General features: G+C 40.4%; 15 protein-coding genes. 12 read left to right on the top strand and 3 right to left on the bottom strand.

Going from position 1 to position 17,930, the window contains the following annotated elements; genetic code table 11:
* The first annotated feature begins 165 nt into the window (after positions 1-165).
* Together IRY55_RS08905 and IRY55_RS08900 are read left to right on the top strand one after the other, a co-directional pair.
* Positions 166-2,181: a methyl-accepting chemotaxis protein gene (locus tag IRY55_RS08905; protein WP_194562962.1), complete on the top strand. Its 2,016-nt coding sequence runs from the start codon at positions 166-168 to the stop codon at positions 2,179-2,181.
* Positions 2,171-2,980: an EAL domain-containing protein gene (locus IRY55_RS08900; protein ID WP_328799646.1), complete on the top strand. Its 810-nt coding sequence runs from the start codon at positions 2,171-2,173 to the stop codon at positions 2,978-2,980. The genes IRY55_RS08905 and IRY55_RS08900 overlap by 11 nt, the downstream gene beginning before the upstream one ends.
* 100 nt (positions 2,981-3,080) lie before the next feature.
* Here IRY55_RS08900 and IRY55_RS08895 read toward each other — a convergent pair whose 3' ends face one another.
* Positions 3,081-3,944, bottom strand: coding sequence for a DegV family protein (locus IRY55_RS08895; protein WP_194562960.1), 864 nt, complete (start codon positions 3,942-3,944; stop codon positions 3,081-3,083).
* A gap of 191 nt (positions 3,945-4,135) precedes the next feature.
* On the opposite strand from IRY55_RS08895, the gene IRY55_RS08890 reads away from it, so the two are divergent.
* Positions 4,136-4,705: a nitroreductase family protein gene (locus IRY55_RS08890; protein WP_194562959.1), complete on the top strand. Its 570-nt coding sequence runs from the start codon at positions 4,136-4,138 to the stop codon at positions 4,703-4,705.
* 43 nt (positions 4,706-4,748) lie between these two features.
* Here IRY55_RS08890 and IRY55_RS08885 read toward each other — a convergent pair whose 3' ends face one another.
* A complete protein-coding gene (locus IRY55_RS08885) occupies positions 4,749-6,128 on the bottom strand; it encodes a dipeptidase (RefSeq protein WP_194562958.1) in 1,380 nt (459 codons plus the stop codon).
* A gap of 137 nt (positions 6,129-6,265) precedes the next feature.
* On the opposite strand from IRY55_RS08885, the gene IRY55_RS08880 reads away from it, so the two are divergent.
* From IRY55_RS08880 to IRY55_RS08840, 9 genes are all read left to right on the top strand, one after another.
* Complete coding sequence (locus IRY55_RS08880) at positions 6,266-7,513, top strand: hemolysin family protein (RefSeq protein WP_194562957.1); 1,248 nt, start codon at positions 6,266-6,268, stop codon at positions 7,511-7,513.
* A gap of 155 nt (positions 7,514-7,668) precedes the next feature.
* Positions 7,669-8,214 (top strand): RNA polymerase sigma factor, encoded by a 546-nt coding sequence (locus IRY55_RS08875; RefSeq protein ID WP_235961108.1) that lies wholly within the window; start codon positions 7,669-7,671, stop codon positions 8,212-8,214.
* Between the two features lie 374 nt (positions 8,215-8,588).
* Positions 8,589-10,178, top strand: a complete 1,590-nt coding sequence (locus IRY55_RS08870) for an L-lactate permease (RefSeq protein WP_194562955.1) — start codon at positions 8,589-8,591, stop codon at positions 10,176-10,178.
* Between the two features lie 56 nt (positions 10,179-10,234).
* Positions 10,235-10,948 carry a FadR/GntR family transcriptional regulator gene (locus IRY55_RS08865; RefSeq protein WP_194562954.1) on the top strand — a complete coding sequence of 238 codons (714 nt, stop codon included), beginning with the start codon at positions 10,235-10,237 and terminating at the stop codon, positions 10,946-10,948.
* A gap of 13 nt (positions 10,949-10,961) precedes the next feature.
* A complete protein-coding gene (locus IRY55_RS08860) occupies positions 10,962-11,699 on the top strand; it encodes a (Fe-S)-binding protein (RefSeq protein WP_194562953.1) in 738 nt (245 codons plus the stop codon).
* Positions 11,696-13,111: a LutB/LldF family L-lactate oxidation iron-sulfur protein gene (locus tag IRY55_RS08855; protein ID WP_194562952.1), complete on the top strand. Its 1,416-nt coding sequence runs from the start codon at positions 11,696-11,698 to the stop codon at positions 13,109-13,111. Before IRY55_RS08860 ends, IRY55_RS08855 begins: the two co-directional genes overlap by 4 nt.
* A 1-nt stretch (position 13,112) precedes the next feature.
* Positions 13,113-13,814 (top strand): LutC/YkgG family protein, encoded by a 702-nt coding sequence (locus IRY55_RS08850; RefSeq protein ID WP_194562951.1) that lies wholly within the window; start codon positions 13,113-13,115, stop codon positions 13,812-13,814.
* Positions 13,804-15,225, top strand: a complete 1,422-nt coding sequence (locus IRY55_RS08845; RefSeq protein ID WP_408015165.1) for an FAD-linked oxidase C-terminal domain-containing protein — start codon at positions 13,804-13,806, stop codon at positions 15,223-15,225. The genes IRY55_RS08850 and IRY55_RS08845 overlap by 11 nt, the downstream gene beginning before the upstream one ends.
* 11 nt (positions 15,226-15,236) lie before the next feature.
* Positions 15,237-16,565 carry a (Fe-S)-binding protein gene (locus IRY55_RS08840; protein WP_194562949.1) on the top strand — a complete coding sequence of 443 codons (1,329 nt, stop codon included), beginning with the start codon at positions 15,237-15,239 and terminating at the stop codon, positions 16,563-16,565.
* A 56-nt stretch (positions 16,566-16,621) separates the two neighbouring features.
* Here IRY55_RS08840 and IRY55_RS08835 read toward each other — a convergent pair whose 3' ends face one another.
* Positions 16,622-17,839 carry a DUF418 domain-containing protein gene (locus tag IRY55_RS08835; protein ID WP_194562948.1) on the bottom strand — a complete coding sequence of 406 codons (1,218 nt, stop codon included), beginning with the start codon at positions 17,837-17,839 and terminating at the stop codon, positions 16,622-16,624.
* Positions 17,840-17,930: the final 91 nt, after the last annotated feature.

The raw sequence follows: 17,930 nt of genomic DNA, 5'->3' as shown, positions 1-17,930 counted from the left end.
TTTCAAAGTATATAGTTATAAATTGGATGAGTTGTATAAAAAGTTTAATAAAGCTATTGTCAGGAAAAGTGATTATGTTTATGGTTAAGTTTATCAAGTAATACATTTGGCCAAGTGGTAGGACCTTGTAGAATAGAGAAATTATTATGAGGAGTTACCCTAGAAATGAGTATCAGAACAAAGTTAATAATTTTAATGGTTGCAATTGTAGGTAGTGTTGTGGTTAGTATCGGACTTGTTACCTCGAATCGTGTAGGAGAGGCGATTGAAAAATCAGCAGAAGAGCGTGGGATAGAAGAAGTGGAACGTTTAACTGCTATAGTCCAGACGCAGTTTAATAAATATGCAGATGATTTATTGCTACTTTCTGCCCTATCGGACATACAAAAACTTGCGCTAGGGAAAGAAAACATTGAGAAAGTTCAGCAATTATTAAAAGTATATATAGAAAAAAATCCCGATGTCTTTCAAATCTCAATTGGTTTGAAAGATGGTACTTTTATTAATTTTCCTGAAGATGGTTTAATGAAAGACTCTGTATATCGACCACAAGAGAGAGCCTGGTATAAAGAAGCAAGTCAAAATCCAAATGAAGTTTATTTTGGAAAAGCACATGTCGATATAAAAAGCGAACAATTATTAGTCCCTTTTTCAAAAGCAATCGTACAAAATGGACAAGTACAAGGAGTTTTATTACTGGACTTGCCTTTGACATCCATTGAATCTTTACTTACAGAATTTAATTTTTCATACGATGGATTTGCGTTTTTAATGGATCAAGGTGGAACGGTGCTTGTACATCCGACAGAAAGAGGAAAGTCTGCTGCAGACACTGAGAGTTTTTATAGTAAGATGAATAATTCTTCCGGTACATTTCGTTTTGAAATCGACGGAGAAAAGAGGCATGCTTATTTCGATACTGTGGAGACTTTCCAAGTAGGCGTTATCTTTTTAGAAAAAAATATGTTCAATCTTCTTCGAGTGGTGAAATATTCGTTAGCTGTGATTTCGCTACTTGTATTTTTTGTGGCTATCATCGTGACAATTTATGTATCGCGCAAAATGACGCAACCCATTCGTGAAGTAGCTTTTTGTATGGAAGAAGTCCGAAAAGGAAACTTAAATATTGCAGCTCGTATTTTTAGTCATGATGAAGTCGGACATCTAGCTTCTAATTTCAACGATATGTTACAGGATTTAAATGAACATTTTGTGAAAATAAAAAATAGCTCTAAACGACTAAATGAGGATGTCCGCCTGTTGGAAATAACAGCTCAAGAAAATGTAGAATCGAGCGAACAAATTGCTGAAGCGATTACTGACGTAGCAATAGGAACTGTCTCTCAGTCCGAAGATTTAGAAAAGGTACAACAGGCAATGGAACGGTTAAATACACAATTTAGCGAAGTAGAACAAAGCACGGCCATCATGCAAGAGATGAGTTCTAAAACATCCATAGTCAGTAACGAAAGTGCACAAAGAGTATCAGAATTACAAAGGCAATCCCATTTAACATTTCAACATATTCAAAAAGCAGAAAATGATATGGACAAATTATTAGAGCATATGAATGATATTGAAAAAATTATAGATGTGATCAATGACATTTCAGAACAAACGAATTTATTAGCGCTCAATGCATCTATTGAAGCGGCCCGTGCTGGCGAAGCGGGGAAAGGATTTGCTGTAGTGGCTCAGGAAGTACGTAATTTAGCAGAACAATCTGCACAATCTGCTCACCGTATTACGAGTATTATTCAATTAGCAATGTCTGCCGTCGAGCATGCTGTGCAGCAAATGTCCCGTACCCATGAAAGCATGTCGGAGCAACAAGGATCAGTCGTTCAAACGTATGATGCTCTACAAAATATTGATCAACATATGGAAAGTATAATGAACCAGATTGAGCAACTTTATCATAATGTGGAGAACATGGTGTCTTCACGTTCACAGGTGAACGATTTTATTCTTCATTTGTCATCAATTTCAGAACAATCTGCAGCTGCTGCAGAAGAAATAAGCGCCTCTGCGGAACAACAAGTGAGTTCGATTGAACAAGTAAAACAAGTGGCTTCTCAAGTAGAAAAAGAGAGTGAAATGCTCACGATGATTTCTTCTCAATTTACTTTGAATGAAAGTGAAGTGAATCTAAGTGCACCAAAACTTGAAAGTGAAAAATAAACAAGAAATGATAGAAAATTATAAAAAACTCCATCAAATGACTGAACAAGTTGGTGAGGCTTTAATGAACAATCAATTTGAACTTTATTATCAGCCCATCGTTCAAAGCAATGGTGAGATATCAAATTTTGAAGCACTCTTACGGTGGAACCACCCAAAAGAAGGTGTGATGTCTCCTGCTTTATTTTTACCTTATCTTGAAGAGACAGGAATGATGATTCCGATAGGGGAATGGGTTGTTACACAGCTTGTAGAACAGCTTGCTTTATGGAATAAAAGATATAAGAAAATAAATATTTCATTTAATTTATCGATGCCTGAATTGCTTTCCGGCGAAGTCATCAAAACATTAGTGCGTAATTGCGATGCACATGCCGTCCGTCCTGAGCAAATAACAGTGGAATTAACAGAGTCTATGAAAAGTCCAGATGCCACAACTTTAAAGCGCTTAGTAAATGAAATTAAAGACTACGGTTTCCGAATTGCTATTGATGACTTTGGGACGGGGTATGCTTCATTAGAAAAGATTTTGACAATTCAGCCACATTATTTGAAATTAGATCGCTTATTTGTAGAACAATTAAGTACGTCGACACAAGTCCATTATATATTAGAAGCTATTGTAAAATTGGCTCATCAACTTCAAATGGAAGTTATTGTTGAAGGGATTGAGACTGCAGAACAGAAAAAATATATCGAGCGCTTAAAGGTTCGTTATATGCAAGGATACTTTTATGGAAAGCCTCAACCGGCTGAAAAAATAGAGGGAAAGTGGAGTAGAGTGTTACGGTGTTGTTAGAGAGTTAAAGAACTTATTATGCTAAATATAATTTAATAAAAATAAAAAACGTATGAAGTTTGAATTTCATGCGTTTTTTATTTTAGATAACTGAAATTTCCTATGAAGTTGTACCGTCATCTTCAAACCATAAAATCGCTAATGTTTCTTCACCAGCGTGCACTGCGATGGATGAGCTAATTTCTCCAATACGAATATCAAGATTCGGAATTTGTTTATGAATCGCTTCCTTTAAAGCGATTGCACGTTCTTCGACATTACCGTGCATAATGTACAAACAAGAAGTCATTCGGTCTGCTTTTTCTGTTACGCGATCGATTAAATATTGAACGCCACGTTTTTCAGAGCGTACTTTATCGTAAGGAATTAATAAACCTTCGTCGTTCATATGGACGACAGGTTTCATTTTCAACAGGCTTCCGAGGAAATATTGAACGCCACTCATGCGCCCACCTTTATACAATTGATCTAGTTTTCCGATCAAAATGTAGTTTTGTAATTTAGCTACTAAATTTTGAATGACTTGCATCGTTTGCTCAATCGATTTTGTTTCTTCATACGTTTCGATTCCACGCTCTAGCATATATGTCATGCCATATGACATCGACAGAGAGTCAACTGTGTGAACGGTGAAATGAGCAAGTTCGGCACCTGCATTCGAAGAGGCGAATGTGCCACTTAATTTGCTTGAAATATGAACTGCGATGGCACAATCATAACCTTCTTCTTTTAAAGAACGATACAATTTTTCGAAATAGCCAGCGGAAGGTTGGGAAGTTGTTGGAATTGATTTTGTCGTATTAATTTTTTCGTACAGTTCGTCGGTCGTTAAACTTTCCCCGTCTACATAGCTATCCGTCCCAAAATGGATGGTGAGTGGTGCGACGAAGACGTCAGAGCGCGCTGCAAGTTCAGGTGATAAGTAGCCGAGGCTATCGATAATCCATGCGATTTTTTGAGTCATGTTGTTCATCCTACCCTTTGTTGTATAATGATTTTCACTATACAGTGAAAAGTATTGAAAATCGATACAATATGACAAAAATCATATCGTGAATTATGAACATTCCGTTACAAGGAGAAAGCAAATTTTTCTAATTTTCATACGGCTTCAGGTATAATGAAAAAGACTATACATAATAAAGGAGAATGGTTATGACAAAACAATCATTATCTGTACGTGACGCGATTATTCAACGTCGTTCAATTAAAGCGTTTAACGGGAAAAAAGTAGCGGAAGAAGACTTGCTTGCGATTTTAGAAGACGCGACATGGGCGCCAAATCACGGGATGCGCAATCCGTGGCGTTTCATCGTCGCAGGTGGGGAGCGTTATGAGAACGTTTTGCCTGTGATCCGAGAAGTAGCGATTCCGAACTGGAAACAATTAGATGAAGAAACACTCGAAAAACAGATGCGTAAATTTACGACTGTCGGTGGTGTCGTATTCGTCATCGTTCCAGAGGATGTCCGCCAAAAAGAGCGTCTCGAAGATTATGGTGCAGCGAGTGCACTTATCCAAAATGCGCAGTTGCTCGCATGGGATCAAGGGATTGGATCTTGCTGGAAAACACCGCCGTTTTTGGACAATCCAACATTCCGTGAACGATTAGGGGTTCAGCCAGGGGAACGCATTATGAGCATGCTTCAATTCGGTTATTATGACGTAGAACCGAAAGTGAAAGAGCGTAAGCCTTTCGATGAGCTCGTCACATTATTTGAATAAATATAAAAAGATGTCGCGATCGTAAATGCGACATCTTTTTATATTAAAGGGATTGTTCAATTTCGAAGTAATAATCGGCAAGAACACGCAGTCCTTGGTCGAAGTTTTCGAGATGGAAGTGCTCGTTCGGTGCGTGGAAGTTTTCCGTATCTAATCCGAAGCCCATTAAGACGACAGGAACTTGAAGAATTTGGTCAAATGCCGCAACGATCGGAATAGAACCGCCACCGCGAATGAATGATGTCGGTGTTTCGTATACTTTTTCGTATGAGCGACTCGCCGCTTGAATAGCAGGGTGGTCGAACGGTGCGATGAATGGTTTTCCTTTATCGAATTCTGTCACTTCTACCGTAACACCAGGTAAAGTATGTTTGGCGATATGCGCTTTCAGTTTATCCACGATTTCATCTGGATCTTGGTCGGGTACGAGTCGACAAGAAATTTTAGCGCTCGCTTCGTTCGGCAATACCGTTTTAATCCCTTCACCCGAAAATCCACCGTGCATGCCGTTCACTTCAAGCGTCGGACGTGCCCACGTTTGTTCGTAATACGTGAACCCTTTTTCGCCGAATAGTGCATCGACTTGTAATTCGTCTTTCACTTGTTGCTCGTCGAACGGAATCGCTGCGAATGCCGCACGCTCATCATCCGATAATTCGCGCACATTGTCGTAAAATCCTTCGACTTGAATCGTTCCTTCCGCATCACGGAAGCTACCGAGAATATGAGCGAGTGCATGGAGTGCGTTTTGGACAGCGCCTCCGTAAAGTCCTGAATGGAGATCACCTTTTGCGCCTTTCACATCGATTTGCACGCCAGCGAGTCCGCGCAACCCATACAATACTGCAGGCTTACCTGGGCCAACCATTCCTGTATCTGAAATGACGATGATGTCTGAAGCTAATTTTTGTTTATTTTCTTCAATATATTTCTCTAAATTTGGGCTACCGACTTCTTCTTCCCCTTCAATCATAAATTTCACGTTGACCGGAAGTTTGCCGAATGACTTCATTAAAGCTTCAACTGCTTTAATATGCATGAATACTTGTCCTTTATCGTCGCTCGCACCACGCGCGTACAATTTATTGTCGCGCACTGTCGCTTCAAAAGGGGGCGTTTCCCAAAGTTCTAACGGGTCGACAGGTTGTACGTCATAATGTCCGTACACTAAAATCGTCGGTTTACCTTCCGCATGTAACCAGTCGCCATATACGACAGGATGTCCGTCTGTCGCATCGATTGAAACATTTTCAAGACCTGCTTGTTTGAAAGAATCTACGAGCCAGTTCGCAGCTGTCGTCATATCTTCCTTATGTTCTGATAATGCGCTAATGCTCGGAATGCGTAAAAAGTCTGTCAATTCTTGTAAGTGACGTTCGCGGTGTTCGCGAAAATACGCATCGAATGTTGAATATTGTGTCATCGAAATTCCTCTTTTCTCTCATAAAATCAATTCCCTTTCAGTATAGCAGAAACATATTTTCAATACCGAAATGATACGTTTGAAATGTGAGATATGATATAATTGGAACACTTTAAAAATTACTGGAGGAGACGCTTTTGTTTATTGCGTTAGCATTCTTTTTATTCATGTCATTCTTTTTATCGGGGAGCGAAACAGCGCTTACCGCGGTGAATCGAATGAAAGTTCGTTTCCGTGCGAATGATGGCGATGTCGCTGCGCAAAAACTTGATGCGCTCTTACAACAACCGGATCGAATGATTACCGCCATCTTAATCGGAAATAACATTGCCAATATCATGTTACCGACGCTCGTGACGATGATCGCCATTGAAAAATCATGGCAAGTAGGTCTTGCGACAGGAACGTTGACGATTATTTTAATTATTTTTGGAGAAGTATTGCCGAAAACGATCGCCGCTACGTTTGCAGATAAAATTGCATACGTTGTTGCACCAGTCATTCGTGTACTCGTTTTCGTCTTAACACCTTTAACTTTTTTATTGTCCAAGTTTACGAATTTATTCATTCGTATCATTAGTAAAGGGCAAGTGACGGAAGCGACATTGACGAAAGATGATTTGCGTTCGATGGTCGACCTTGCACAAGTAGAAGGGGCTTTTGAAAAAGAAGAGACAGAACGTATTAAAGGAATTCTTGACTTCCCTGAAAAAGATGTACTCGATGTGATGGAGACGCATCGTACAGACGTTATTGCATTAACGCTTGATGCGACTTATGAAGAAGCACGAGATACGGTCTTGCAATATTTTTACACACGTTATCCTGTTTACGAAGAAAGTATTGATAAAGTCGTCGGTATTTTTTATTCTAAAAAGTTAATTGAATGGTCGATGCATCCGAATCGACCGATGAAACAATATATTGATATGGAACCTTTATTTGTCGTACAAACGATGAGTGTAGAAACGGTATTCCGTCTCATGCTCGCGCATAAAAAACATATGGCGATTATTTTAGACGAATACGGTGGAACGCTCGGAATCGTGACACAAGAAGATATCATTGAAGAAATGATCGGGCAAGAAATTGAAGATGAGACAGATTTAACAGAAGAGCAAGTCATTTACTTCCATGACGATCACACATTAATTTGTAGTGGACGCTTAGACTTAGAAGATGCGATGGAATTATTAGAAATCGAATTACCGGACGAGAACGAAACGATTGGCGGCTTTTTCATGCAAGAATTTGGTCGTATTCCAGAAGTAGGCGACACGTTAAATTACCATCATCACACGTTTACGATTGATGAGATGGAACGTAGTCGCATTATGAAAATGACGATACGAAAAGAAGAAGTAGAAGAAAAGATAGAAGAATAAATAAAAATAAGATGATTTCACTCGAAATGAGAGTGAAATCATCTTATTTTTTTCCCTTACAAAATTGTAATGTAAATGAAAGGAACTCCGATAGTACCTTTTTTGCTTTTTTTGCATAATAAGAGTACAAAGCGAATGAGATGGAGGCGGTAGCAATGACTACAGTACAAAATTTATATGAAGAATATGGTAAATATACGTATCATTTATGTTTAAAACTAACACGGAACAAAGAAGAGGCTGAAGACTTAATGCAAGACGTCTGGGTTAAAATTGTCCGTTATGAAGGAAAAATTGAAAAGGTCGATAAAATGAAAGCATGGATTACGACAATTTGCATGAATACATTTCGCGATCGTTATCGTAAAAATGTCCGTCGTAGCAAATACGTCATGAATCAACCAGATACATTGGATGTTCCGATTCTCGACCTCGTGCCAAGCGATACGCTAACGCCGGGAGAAACAATTGAAAAAGAAGATATGCAACAAATTATCCAACAAAAAATTGGAGAATTGGATGGGATTTATCGTAAAACTATTGAATTGTTTTATGTGTCGCAATATTCATTAATTGAAATTGCAGACGAAATGAAAGTGTCGATTGGAACTGTGAAATCACGACTCTTTCGTGCAAAAAAATATTTGCGTGAGCTCATGCAAAAAGATGAATTACTAACAGATTATGTCGTTCAAATATAGGAACGTTTACTGTACTTAAAAGTTGCATGCTCACCATTCGCTAAATCACTTTAATGCCATTGTGCTTAAAGTGATTTTTTTATGTGAAAAACGAAAAATTGTACACGAAAAGATAAAATTACTATGGAAAATACAATAATATTTTACAAATCACTGGTTGCTATTTCATACTGAATATGATAATTTGACAATATGCTTTGAAAAATAGTGAAAGCGCTATCAGTTCACACATCAGATGACCATAACTGTTATAATAAATAAAGTACAATCTCTGATAGATGCATCTCCACTATTTTTTTGAGTCAGGTCATCAGATGACCATAACACAAGAAGACCTTATGAAATATTACATGGAAAATGAGGAGGTAGTGAAGATGTTATTTGTCGCATTATCAGCAATTATTGCACCACTGTTCTTTTTAGTTATTATGCGTATGTCCGCTTTGAAAGGGATGGCACTAAGTTCAATCATCGTCATTTTACTCGGTTTAACAGCTTGGGGCATGGAAGGCAAAATCGTCATGGCATCAACATTGCAAGGGGCGCATAAAGCGTTAACGATTTTGTTAATTTTATTTGGAGCGATCGCATTATTGAATACGCTCACACATACGGGAGCAGTTGACCGTATTAATCAAGGTTTCCAAAGCATTTCTGGAGACATGCGTGTACAAGTCATTATCGTTGGTTTTTTATTCGGTTCGTTAATTGAAGGAGCTGCTGGTTTTGGTACACCGGCTGCAGTTGTAGGACCGCTCATGTTTGCGCTCGGATTTAATCCGATGGCAGCAGCGGTACTCGCCTTGATCGCCAACAGTACACCGGTCCCATTCGGAGCCGTTGGTACACCTGTACTCGTAGGATTAAGTAACTTAGAGAGCGTTGCGACGAATCCAAACTTCTTCCAAGAAGTAGCGATTAAAGCAACGACGATTGATTTGATGGCAGGAACATTTACACCATTTATTTTAATTATGGTATTGACGTTCTTCTTCGGAAAGAATAAAGGCTTAAAAGAAGCATTCAAAATGTTCCCGTGGGCATTCTTAGTTGGATTAAGCTATACGTCATCGGCATTTTTGTATGCAAACTTATTCGGACCGGAATTCGTTTCAATTCTCGCATCTTTAACAGCACTTGTTGTCGCAACACTTACAGCGAAAGCAGGGTTTTTATTACCGAAAGATGAATGGCAAGATGCAATGCGTGACGATTTCGAAGTGAAAACAACGAAGTCAGATATGGGTTTAATCCGCGCATGGTCACCATACCTCGTCGTTGTCGGATTATTATTATTAACACGTGTCGTACCGTCAATTAAATCATTTGCTCAAGGGGCGATTGATTTAACGTGGCGCAACATTTTAGGCGTTGAAGGCATCACTTCTGGTTGGGAATTTTTATACTCACCAGGAACCATTTTAATTATCGCGGCATTTTCAGCTGTATTTATTCAAGGAAAATCGGTCAATAACTTTACAAAAGCGGGTAAAGAAGCATTAGTTTCCATTAAAAATGCTGGATTCTCACTGCTCTTTACGTTAGCGCTCGTTCAAGTGTTTACGAATTCAGGTATGAATACGAATGACTTAGCGAGTATGCCACAATACATCGCGGAAGCATTGGCAGGTAGTTTAGGTTCAGTCTGGATTTTCGTCGCACCATTTTTAGGACAGCTCGGAGCATTCATTACAGGAAGTGCAACCGTTTCAACATTAACATTCTCGCCAATTCAAGAAAGTATTGCGATGCAAGTCGGGACAGATGTCAATACGGTACTCGCTGGTCAATTATTAGGGGCAGCAGCCGGAAACATGATTTGTGTGCATAACGTCGTTTCAGCATCAACAGTCGTTGGTTTATCAGGTAAAGAAGGCGATATTATTCGTAAAACGATTTTACCTTCTATCGCTTATTGTTTACTCGCAGGACTCGGAGGCTTTATCGTTTTGTCGTTCATGTAGTAATATAGCTATATTAAACAAATTGTCGTTCGTTGACGATTTAAGGAGGCTATATTATGACAAAATTTACACCGCCGAAAAAAATCTACGAAGAAATAGCAGATTTAATTAAATCCCAAATTGAAGAAGGACATTGGCCACCTGGACATCGTCTTGATTCAGTTGAGCAATTAGCAAAAAATTACAATGTGAGCAGATCTGCAGTGCGCGAAGCAATGAGTGCACTGCGCGCTCTCGGTTATGTAGACATACGCCAGGGAGAGGGTACATTCGTCGCGCAATTTGATTCGTTGAACTTTTCGGCGCAAGTAGCGAACAGTTTATTAATGAATGAAAAACAAATTCGCGATATGTACGAAGTGCGTAAAGTTTTGGAAGTTGGAGCAGCAAAATTAGCAGCGGCGCATCGGACAGAGGAAGATTTAAAAGAATTAGAAGACGCTTTACAAAAAATGTATGAAGCGGATATACAAGGTCAAACAGGAGAAGAGGCGGATATGGCATTTCATTTAGCGGTTGCAAAAGCGACGCAAAATGAAGTGCTCATTCACTTTATGCAGTCGGTCTCTGAAATTATGCGTGATGTTTTAAGAGATACGCGCAATGTTCTTCTATATAAAGAAGATAAAGCCGCTTCTTTATATAAAGAACACCGACGCATTTATGATGCGATTCGCGAGCGACGTCCTGATTTGGCACATGATGAAATGTTTTTCCACTTAACAAATGTGGAAAAATCACTACAACACTATATGGAGTTTAAAAAGTAAGGACGTGTTCAAAATGAAAGTATCTTTATTTATTACGTGTATGGCAGATATTTTTGCATGGCAAGTAGGTAAAGCGACAGTTGAATTATTAGAAAAATACGGATGTGAAGTCGATTTCCCAGAAGGTCAAACGTGCTGTGGACAGCCTTCTTACAATAGTGGCTACAAAAAAGAAACGATCAAATCGATGAAACATATGATTGATGTATTTGAAGATGCAGAGTATATCGTCGGCCCATCCGGTTCATGTGTCTACATGTTACGTGAATATGAACATATTTTAAAAGATGACCCAGAATATAGCGAAAAAGCGAAAAAGTTTTCCCGTAAAGCATATGAAATTACACAATTCTTATATGAGGTATTAGAAGTGCGTAATATACCTTCGACATTTAAAGGAAAAGTGACGTATCATCCATCATGTCATATGACGAGATTACTCGGCGTGAAAGAAGCTCCATTACGTTTACTTGAAAGCATTGAAGGTGTTGATGTCGTTCCGTTACCACAGGCGGAAGATTGCTGTGGATTCGGCGGAACATTTGCAGTGAAAAATGCGGTCATTTCAGGCCGTATGGTAGACGAAAAAGCGCATCATGTCGAAGAAACAGAAGCGGAATATTTAGTCGGCGGAGACATGGCTTGTTTAATGAATATTCAAGGTCGTTTAACACGTGAAGGCAAAAATGTAGAAGTATTGCACATCGTAGAAATTTTGAACCAATTTTCAAATGAGGAAGTGAAAAAATGAGCATTCGAATTAGCAATGATCCGTATGACAAACGAATTGACAAAGGTGTAGCGAACGATTTTATGCGTGAGTCAATCGCTTCAGCGCAAGGTCGCTTCCGTTCAGGAAAACTTGCAGCTTCTGAAGAGTTAGGTGATTGGGAAGATTGGCGCTCATTAGGTGAAGAAATTCGGACGCATACGCTAAATCATTTGGATTATTATTTAAACCAATTGACAGAACAAGTCGAAGCGCGTGGCGGAAATGTATTTTTCGCTAAAGATGCTGCTGAAGCGAATGAATATATTAAAAAAGTCGCGCAATCGAAAAATGCTAAAAAAGTGGTCAAATCTAAGTCGATGGTCACGGAAGAAATCGGCTTAAACAAAGCGCTCGCCGAAGTAGGAGCCGACGTGGTCGAGACAGACTTAGGCGAATGGATTTTACAATTGGATGGAGACTTACCGTCTCATATTGTTACACCAGCTCTCCATTTGAATAAAGAACAAATTAAAGATACTTTCGTAAAATATCGTGGCTACGATAGCACAAGTACTCCTGAAGATTTAGCATTATTTGCGCGCAAGCAATTGCGTGAAGAATTTTTAGCTGCAGATATCGGGATTACAGGATGTAACTTTGCCATCGCGGAATCTGGAACAGTTACACTCGTAACAAATGAAGGGAACGCACGACTTTCCACAACATTGCCGAAGACCCAAATTTCAGTGATGGGGATGGAACGAATCGTCCCGACATGGGAAGAGATGGAAGTGCTCGTCAGTTTATTAACACGTTCGGCAGTCGGACAAAAATTAACGAGTTATATCACCGCGATCACAGGGGTACGTCAAGAAGGCGAAACAGACGGGCCGGAAGAATATCACCTCGTCATCGTAGACAATGGACGTTCAAAGATTTTAGGAACAGAATTCCAATCTGCCTTGCACTGTATCCGATGTGCAGCATGTATTAACGCATGTCCCGTATATCGTCAAATTGGCGGACACGCTTACGGTTCCATCTACCCAGGACCGATTGGCGCTGTTTTAACACCATTGTTAGACGGTTATGAAAATCATAAAGAATTACCTTATGCATCGACACTTTGCGCAGCATGTACTGATGCATGTCCTGTCAAAATTCCACTCCATGAACATCTCGTGCGTCACCGTGAAAATATCGTTGAACTCGGCATGGCACCTAAAATGGAAAAAGTAGCGATGAAAGGATTCGTTCAATGGGCTTCTCACCCTGCTGCGTACAAATTGAGTTCAAAACTTGCACGCACAGCGATGAAACCGTGGACGAAAGACGAAAAAATTACAGATGGACCGAGCATTTTGAAAGAATGGACGAAAGAACGCGACTTCCCTGCACCACCGAAAGAAACGTTCCGTCATTGGTTCAAAAACCGCAAGGAGGAGAAATAAGATGGCGACAAAAGAAGAATTTTTAAACAATATTGCGAATGAATTAGGAAGACCTCGCATTACAGCACCTGTCGAAAAGCCAGTATGGCGTCATCAACCTCAACATGCGGTATTGCAAGGGTTGTCACAAGACCAATTAGTCGAAGCACTGCAAGCGCAATGCGCAGTCGGCCACACTTCAGTAGATGTTGTACCGCTCGCGCAACTTGAAGCGACACTCGATCGCATTTTGGACGGTTTACAAGCAGATTCTGTCATCGCTGCAGACGATCGTCGCAATGATGAATTTGGTATGACAACTTATTATGAACAATTAAAAAATAAAATGGATATGCATATTTGGAAGGAAGAAGCGGGAGAAGAAAATCTTCGCTTTGCAGAGCGTGCACGTGTCGGCATTACGTTCAGCGATGTGACACTTGCAGAATCTGGAACCGTCGTCTTATTTATGAACGAACAAATGGGACGAGGCATTAGTCTTTTACCTCATGCGCATATCGCAATCGTTCCGAAAAGCACAATTGTCCCGAGAATGACACAAGCTGCGCAAACAGTTCGTGGTAAATTAAAGGGAGAAGGAAAAGTTCCTTCATGTGTTAGTTTCATTTCAGGACCGAGTAAAAGTGCCGATATCGAGATGAACTTAGTCGTCGGTGTACACGGACCTGTCGAAGTGTTTTACATCGTTGTCGATGATCAATAATCGAGAGGTGAGAAAATTGATTTCTAGCAAAATTCGAAAGCAATTCGTCGCCATCGTTGGGGAAGAAAATGTCTTAGATAGTGAATCTTCACTTTTAAACTACTCGTACGATGCGACACCAGGATTCCAAGCGCGCCCACATTGTGTGCTTGCACCACGCAACGTTTTTGAAGTGAGTGAAATCGTTAAAATTTGTAATGCAAATCGTATTCCAATCGTTCCACGCGGTTCAGGAACGAATTTGAGTGCTTCGACAACCCCGTCTAAAGGTGGCGTCGTTTTACTCTTTAAAAATATGAACGAAATTATTGAAATTGATGAAGCGAACTTAACGATGACCGTACAACCAGGTGTCATCACGCAACGCATCATTGAAGCGGCAGAGGCGAAAGGATTATTTTACCCACCGGACCCAGGTTCCGTGAACATTTCTCAAATCGGTGGAAACATTAGCACGAATGCTGGTGGTTTGCACGGTTTGAAATACGGTGTAACACGTGATTACGTCATCGGATTGCAAGTTGTGCTTCCAAATGGTGAAATCATCGAAACCGGTGGTAAATTAGCGAAAGACGTCGCAGGTTACGATTTGACGCGTCTTTTCGTTGGGGCAGAAGGTACACTCGGTGTGATTACCGGTGCTGTCCTTAAACTTATTCCGAAGCCAGAAGCGACGAAAACGATGCTCGTTTTATTCGAAGATTTAGAAACGTCAGCGAAAGCGGTATCGGCAATTATTGAAAATCGCATCATCCCTGCAACTTTAGAATTCCTCGATCAAGCGACGGTTCGCGTCGTAGAGGACTTCGCACAAATCGGTTTACCGACAGATGCGGGAGCAGTATTGTTGATCGAACAAGACGGTCCGAAAGAAATTGTCGACCGCGATACAGAACGCATGGCTAAAATTTGTATGGAAACAGGAGCGATGGACGTTCAAGTCGCCCAAACTCCAGAAGAAGCATATGAGTTAACGAGTGCGCGTCGTACAGCGTTATCGGCACTTTCTCGTATGAAGCCGACAACAATTTTAGAAGATGCGACGGTACCCCGTTCGAAAATTGCAGAAATGGTTGGCATCATTAATGAAATTGCGAAAAAATACGAATTAACCGTTTGTACATTCGGTCACGCAGGAGATGGAAACTTACACCCCACTTGTTTGACAGATGCGCGTGATACAGAAGAGATGGAACGTGTCGATGCAGCGTTTAAAGAAATTTTCGAAGAGGCAGTGCGTCTCGGTGGAACGATCACAGGAGAACACGGTGTCGGTGAAATGAAACTTCCATATTTATCATTGAAAGCTGGGGAAGCAGGCGTTGAAGCGATGCGTAACATTAAATTTGCGCTCGACCCGAATGCGATTATGAACCCAGGTAAAATGTTCACAGCAAAACAACAACGATAGGCGGTGCTCAAATGCAAACACGTGAACGCAAAAAAATTCAACAAAACTTTGTCGCGAAGATGGATTATGATGAACTAATGAACTGTACACGTTGCGGCTTTTGTTTACCGAGCTGTCCAACATATAAAGAAACGAATCAAGATGAGAAACATTCACCACGTGGTCGTATCGCGATTATGAAAGGTGTCGTCGACGGTTTAATCGAGCCGGACGATGAAGTGAAACGCTCCATTGACCTTTGTCTCGGATGTCGTGCTTGTGAGACAGCTTGTCCTTCAGGTGTAAACTTCGGACAATTGTTAGAACAAGCGCGTCATGCGATTTATGAAGTAAACAACCAATCCGCAACGGAAAAAGTTGCGCGTACACAAGTATTGAATCGCTTCTTCATGGATCAAAAAGAAATGGTGTCTGCCGTTAACTTACTCGGCATTTACCAACGTACGGGAATCGGCAAATTCGCTCATTCATTCGGCTTAATGAGCATGCTTCCAGATACGATGGCTACGATGGAAAAAGTGTTACCGAAAGCGCCGACGAAACGACAAATGCAAAATCGTCCACGTTACTATGAACCGATTGGCAAAAAGACGAAAAAAGTAGCGTTTTTCGGCGGTTGTTTAATGGATACACTATTTTTAAAAACGAATGAATCGACAACGAAATTGCTTCAATATGCAGGTTGTGAAATCGTCGTTCCAGAAGGGCAAGGCTGTTGTGGAGCGCTCCATGGTCACAGTGGAGAGGTCGATCAATCGAAAGTGTTAGCGAAGCGCAATATCGAAGCATTCGAAAAAGCGGGCGTCGATTATATTATTACGAACGCAGGTGGATGTGGAGCATTTTTAGTCGATTACGGACATTTATTACGTGATGAACCAGAATGGAAAGCGCGCGCGGAAGCATTTTCAGCGAAAATTCAAGACATTACGTCGATTTTAGTGGACCTCGACTTCCATAAACAAAAATTATCATTGCCGCGTCAAATCGTCACGTATCAAGATTCATGTCACTTACGCAACGGTCAAAAGGTAAGCGAACAACCACGTCAATTATTGCGCGCAATCGAAGGCGTCGAATTTGTCGAAATGGTTGGCGCTGACAGTTGCTGTGGCTCAGCAGGGATTTACAACTTAGTAGAATCTGACATGTCGATGCAAATTTTAGATAAAAAGATGACGCATGTAAAAGCGACAGATGCGAAAACAATCGTCACGACAAATCCAGGATGCTTATTACAAATGAAGCTCGGAATTGAACGTGAAGGATTATCTGACAAAATGGACGGTGTACATATCGTCGATTTATTAGTCGAAGCATACGAACGTGCGAATCGTTAATACAAAAATAGACAAAGTCCCAACAATTCATGGGCTTTGTCTATTTTTTGTTTCTATTAAGAAATGATTTCTTGTGCAGCTGAAGCTTTCGGTCGACGAGGACGCACATGTCCTTTCCACGTTAAGTTTGTCCCGATGCGAAGCAATGTTTCTAAAGGACCGCGTTTGAAATAGCGGAGATACAATACACTTCCGACACATTGCAACGTGTAAATGACGAGTCCGAGAATCATCGCTTTCCAAACACCGAGTGAACCGAACAAGCCGAAGCCGTATCCGTAAAAAATAAAAGTTGTGATAACAGATTGCATAATATAATTCGTTAAAGATAATTTGCCGACCGCTTCAAATCCTTTAAAGAGGAGAGCGTGTGGAGTAGCATAATACATTTGAGCGAATGTTAAAATATATCCGAAAGCGAGCAAGTGTGGACCTTGTTCAGCGACCGCTTGTAATACGAGGTTTTCACTCCAATCAAAATGAACAATCGCTTTTAAAACGAGTCCGACTAGGACGAGTGGAACACCGAGCTTATACCATTTTGCATATTTCGAATCGTGGAAGAAATTCACTTTTGCCGTCCACATTCCGAGTAAAAATAAAGAACCTGTAATAAATGGCAAAATGAGTGTAATGACTCCCATCATCGCTTCCATTTCTTCATCGTAAGGACTCACTTCTTGAACGAATTGATGAATGTCAGTGTATGAGCCGTTCGCATAAATCGGAATTGATTGTTCGACGTACGCTCTCGTCGTTTCATCTTCACCGAGCAATAATGTATCGGAAGAATCCCCCATAAAGACGAAGCTCATGATGAGGGGGAGGAATAAGCTCAGTAAACCTAAAATCGCGACAGTTAAAGGTTTTCGGTGAACGAAAGGCAATAATAAAATCGCCATCCCTCCGTAAAAGGCGAGAATGTCACCTTCCCAAATGAAATAACTGTGCAAAAGACCTGCTGCGAGCAATAGTACACCACGGCGGAATAAATGCCATTTCGGACGCGCATTTTTTCTTTTTAAGCTATCTGATAACTTCACGAGTGAAAAGCCGAAAAGCAAAGCGAAAATCGGTAAAAAGCTTCCTTCGATTGCGATTTTCGTAAAATCGTAAGCGATCTCGTCAAAAGTAGAAATCGGGAACAGTTCGATCATATCTTTTCCGAACATGCCGTATTGAAAAATAAGTAAGTTCGCGAGTAAAATTCCGAATAAACTAAAACCACGTAAAGCATCAACGACGTGGACACGTTCTGTAGGACGTTCTATCATAAAGTGACCTTCTCTCTATAGTTGTTTGCGTATTTTTAGTATAGTGAGAGAAGCTTATCGCACGTTTTCACTTATCTTAAACTTAGCTTAA

This window comes from Savagea serpentis (assembly GCF_015351395.1).
Classification (GTDB): Bacteria; Bacillota; Bacilli; order Bacillales_A; family Planococcaceae; genus Savagea; species Savagea serpentis.
Note: the sequence above shows the minus strand (reverse complement) of the source record. Positions and strands in the feature narration are given on the sequence as shown.